The following is a 3,204-nucleotide window of genomic DNA, read 5'->3' as shown; positions in this document are numbered from 1 at the left end:
AAAGAAAAGGAGCCGCCTTCAAAAATGATTTTTAATCATTTTTGAGACAGCCCCTATTTCTATTATTATTTATTGCAACATCCCTTAACGCTCTTTTTTACTAGATAGTATAAAGTTCTAACTCCAACTCCTGTACCACCTTTTGTTAAGTAGTTATTATCTTTATCTTCCCAAGCTGTACCTGCTATATCAAGATGTAGCCAAGGCTTATCTTGAACAAACTCTCCTATAAATAGACCTGCAGTTATAGTACCTCCAAATCTACCTCCTATGTTCTTAAGATCAGCTATATCAGATTTTATAAGTTCCTTATACTCATCGAATGCTGGAAGCTCCCATATCTTTTCTCCTGAAATCTCTGATGCCTTTTGAAGTTCACCATAGAACTCATGATTATTTGTTACAACTCCCGTAGCAGTTCTTCCAAGTGCCATAACAACAGCTCCTGTTAAAGTTGCCACATCCACAACCTTAGATGCTTTTTCTTTTTCTATTACATAATGAACTGCATCTACAAGTGTTAATCTTCCTTCTGCATCTGTATTTAATACCTCTATAGTTTTTCCTCCCATAGATGATATTATATCTCCTGGCTTATATGCCCCTCCTGATATTAGGTTCTCACAAGCTGCAACTACTGCAACTACGTTAGCTTTTATCTTCATCTTAGCAATAGCACTCATAGCACCTATAACTGCTGCGGCTCCACCCATATCACTCTTCATTGTAACCATTCCATCAGTTGGCTTTATTGAATATCCGCCTGAATCATAAGTTAAGCCTTTTCCTACTAATCCTAATATATTATTCTTATTATCTTCATCTCCAAAGTATCTCATAACTATAAATCTTGGAGGATTATCTGATCCTTTAGCAACTTCCATAAAGGCTTTCATACCTAGTTCATTTATCTTATTCTCATCAAAGATTTCAACTTGGAATCCTGAATCCTTACCTATCTTTTCTACTTCCTTAGCTAAAGTCTCTGGATACATGAAATTAGCTGGCTCGTTAACTAAATCTCTTGCAATTATAGTTCCATCTACAAGAGTATTCGCTTCCTCTAATGCTATTTCAGCCTTACTCATATCCTCCTCAGCTATACCTTTTATAACTATTTCTTTTAAAGTAGCTTCTTTTCTATCACTCTTAAATTTATCAAACTTATAGTTTGCAAGAGTTAATCCTTCTACTATTCCTTTTAAAGTTCTCTTTGTACAAACTGAATCTACCTTAAAGAACTTAACTGCTACGGTTGAAGCTTTTAACTCATTAACTTTTCTTAAAGCCTTAGAGTAAGCAATCCTTATCTTATCTGAAGTTAATTCTCCTTGCTTTCCAAGACCTAATAATATTATTTGCTTAAGCACTTCTCCTCTTTCCTTAGTAAAAAAGAAAGTTTCACCAAAACCGCCCTTAAACTGTCCTTTATTCTTAAATGTATCTATTAATGATCTTATGTCCTCGCACACATAATTAAGATCCTTATCCTCAAATACAGGGATAACAACCGTTTCTATTTCTCCACATGCTGAACCTTGAAGTTTAATATTCATATCTATATACCCCCTCGATGTATACTTTTATTTTTAGTATATATTATTTTTCTGTAAATTCCAATAGGTAAAATAATTATTATTTAAAAGTATTTAATCATTAATTTCTATTATATTAAAGCTTTTTATAGAACTTGAGGACCTATTTATAAACACTGCACAAGTTAGTGTGATTATAACTGCTACAATTATTAATTTAACAACCTTCTTACTTTTCATAAAGTATGCCTCCTTAAACTTCTATAATTATGTTTCCAAAAATCCACACAATTATTACTTTAAAGAGAGATTTTTATTACTCCATATATAAGGAAACTTCTCCACTGCTTAAAGACTTTTTAACATCTATTATTCGTTGATTACTAGATCCTCTATATCTTAGTCCTTCTAACTTTTTTTCCTCACAAAACTTTCCATCTATTAATACATCTATATTTAATAGTAATTCTTTTATATTATTATCATGCTTTGATCTATCCACTAGTACTTCAAAAGTATATCCTGTATAGCACCATATATTAAGATTAAGCTCCTTAAACTTTTTTGCCATATAGGAAAACTTATCTGCTTGCTCCATTGGATCTCCACCACTAAAAGTTACTCCACTTATTATAGGATTTATTCTAACATCATCTATAAGCTTATCCATTATAAATGATTCCCCTCCATTAAAATCGTGAGTTTCTGGGTTAAAGCATCCCTTGCAATTATGGTTACACCCTTGAGAGAAGAATACTCTTCTTATTCCCGGTCCATTCACTAAACTTTCATGTATAAGTCCTGATAGTCTTATTTTATCATCCATAATTTCCCCCTGTGTGTAAACCATCTCAAGGATCAACCTTGAATAGGCTTTAAATAATGGTAGCTGGTGATTTAATTTCAATTATCATGTAGTTTTTATATATATAAGATTTCTTTAATATTATAACTTCTTCATCTAAAAAACAATCATTAAATAGTTTATACTATTCAATGATTGTTTCTCGTTTTAATTACAATGTTTATATCCCAGCTTATTATCTGTGTGAGTTAATCTTTCTTTTCTCTCATCATACTTACCTGGTCCAAATCTTTCATCTAAGCTTAAATAACCTGTAACCCTAGACACTCCTTGTATATCATTACTTCCACACATAGAACACTTATTTTCTCCAATTTGAAGGTAAGTTCCACAACTTCTACAATATCTTATGTGGAAATTTATCCCCAAATAACTTATATTTGTATACTTATATGCATAATCTAATATTGCCATTATAGCTTCTCCAGTTGGACAATCGTCTACTTCTAGATAACTTATATGACCTGCATTACAAAGCTTATGGTAAGGTGCCTCTATATCTATTTTATCCTTTATGGACATAGGATATCCAACTGGTACATGATATGAGTTTGTATAATAGTTCTTATCTGTAACTCCTTCTATATTACCAAATACCTTTTTATCTTGGAATATAAACTTCCCACTAAGTCCTTCTGCTGGAGTTGCGTAGGTACTCCAATTTAATTTTGTTTCCTTAGTTATTTTATCTGTATAGTCTCTCATGAAAGTTACTATTTCAATCCCAAGCTTTCTTGCTTCCTCATCCTCACCATGATGATTTCCTGTTAAAGAAATTAAGGTTTCAGCAAGTCCTATAAACCC

At 32.0% G+C, this 3,204-nt stretch carries 4 protein-coding genes; all 4 read right to left on the bottom strand.

The window, feature by feature from the left end:
• Positions 1-65: 65 nt before the first annotated feature.
• Entirely contained in the window at positions 66-1,556 is a 1,491-nt protein-coding gene (locus AB2369_RS12520) for a leucyl aminopeptidase (protein ID WP_367666809.1), read from the bottom strand.
• Positions 1,557-1,649: 93 nt separating this feature from the next.
• Positions 1,650-1,775, bottom strand: a complete 126-nt coding sequence (locus AB2369_RS12515) for a hypothetical protein (RefSeq protein WP_367666808.1) — start codon at positions 1,773-1,775, stop codon at positions 1,650-1,652.
• A gap of 76 nt (positions 1,776-1,851) precedes the next feature.
• Complete coding sequence (nrdG, locus tag AB2369_RS12510; RefSeq protein ID WP_367666807.1) at positions 1,852-2,361, bottom strand: anaerobic ribonucleoside-triphosphate reductase activating protein; 510 nt, start codon at positions 2,359-2,361, stop codon at positions 1,852-1,854.
• Between the two features lie 186 nt (positions 2,362-2,547).
• Positions 2,548-3,204: anaerobic ribonucleoside-triphosphate reductase (gene nrdD / locus AB2369_RS12505; protein WP_367666806.1), on the bottom strand; the 657-nt coding region annotated here is incomplete at its 5' end.

Origin of the sequence: Clostridium sp. (genome assembly GCF_040797585.1) — a bacterium.
Taxonomy (GTDB): Bacteria; Bacillota; Clostridia; order Clostridiales; family Clostridiaceae; genus Clostridium_Z.
The sequence above is the reverse complement of the archived record's forward strand: the minus strand, read 5'-3'. Positions and strand labels throughout refer to the sequence as shown.

What these genes read in the sequence shown, in the direction of transcription:
- AB2369_RS12520 (WP_367666809.1), bottom strand. Translation starts at nt 1,556, where the DNA reads ATGAATATTAAACTTCAAGGTTCAGCATGTGGAGAAATAGAAACGGTT.
- AB2369_RS12515 (WP_367666808.1), bottom strand. Translation starts at nt 1,775, where the DNA reads ATGAAAAGTAAGAAGGTTGTTAAATTAATAATTGTAGCAGTTATAATC.
- nrdG (WP_367666807.1), bottom strand. Translation starts at nt 2,361, where the DNA reads ATGGATGATAAAATAAGACTATCAGGACTTATACATGAAAGTTTAGTG.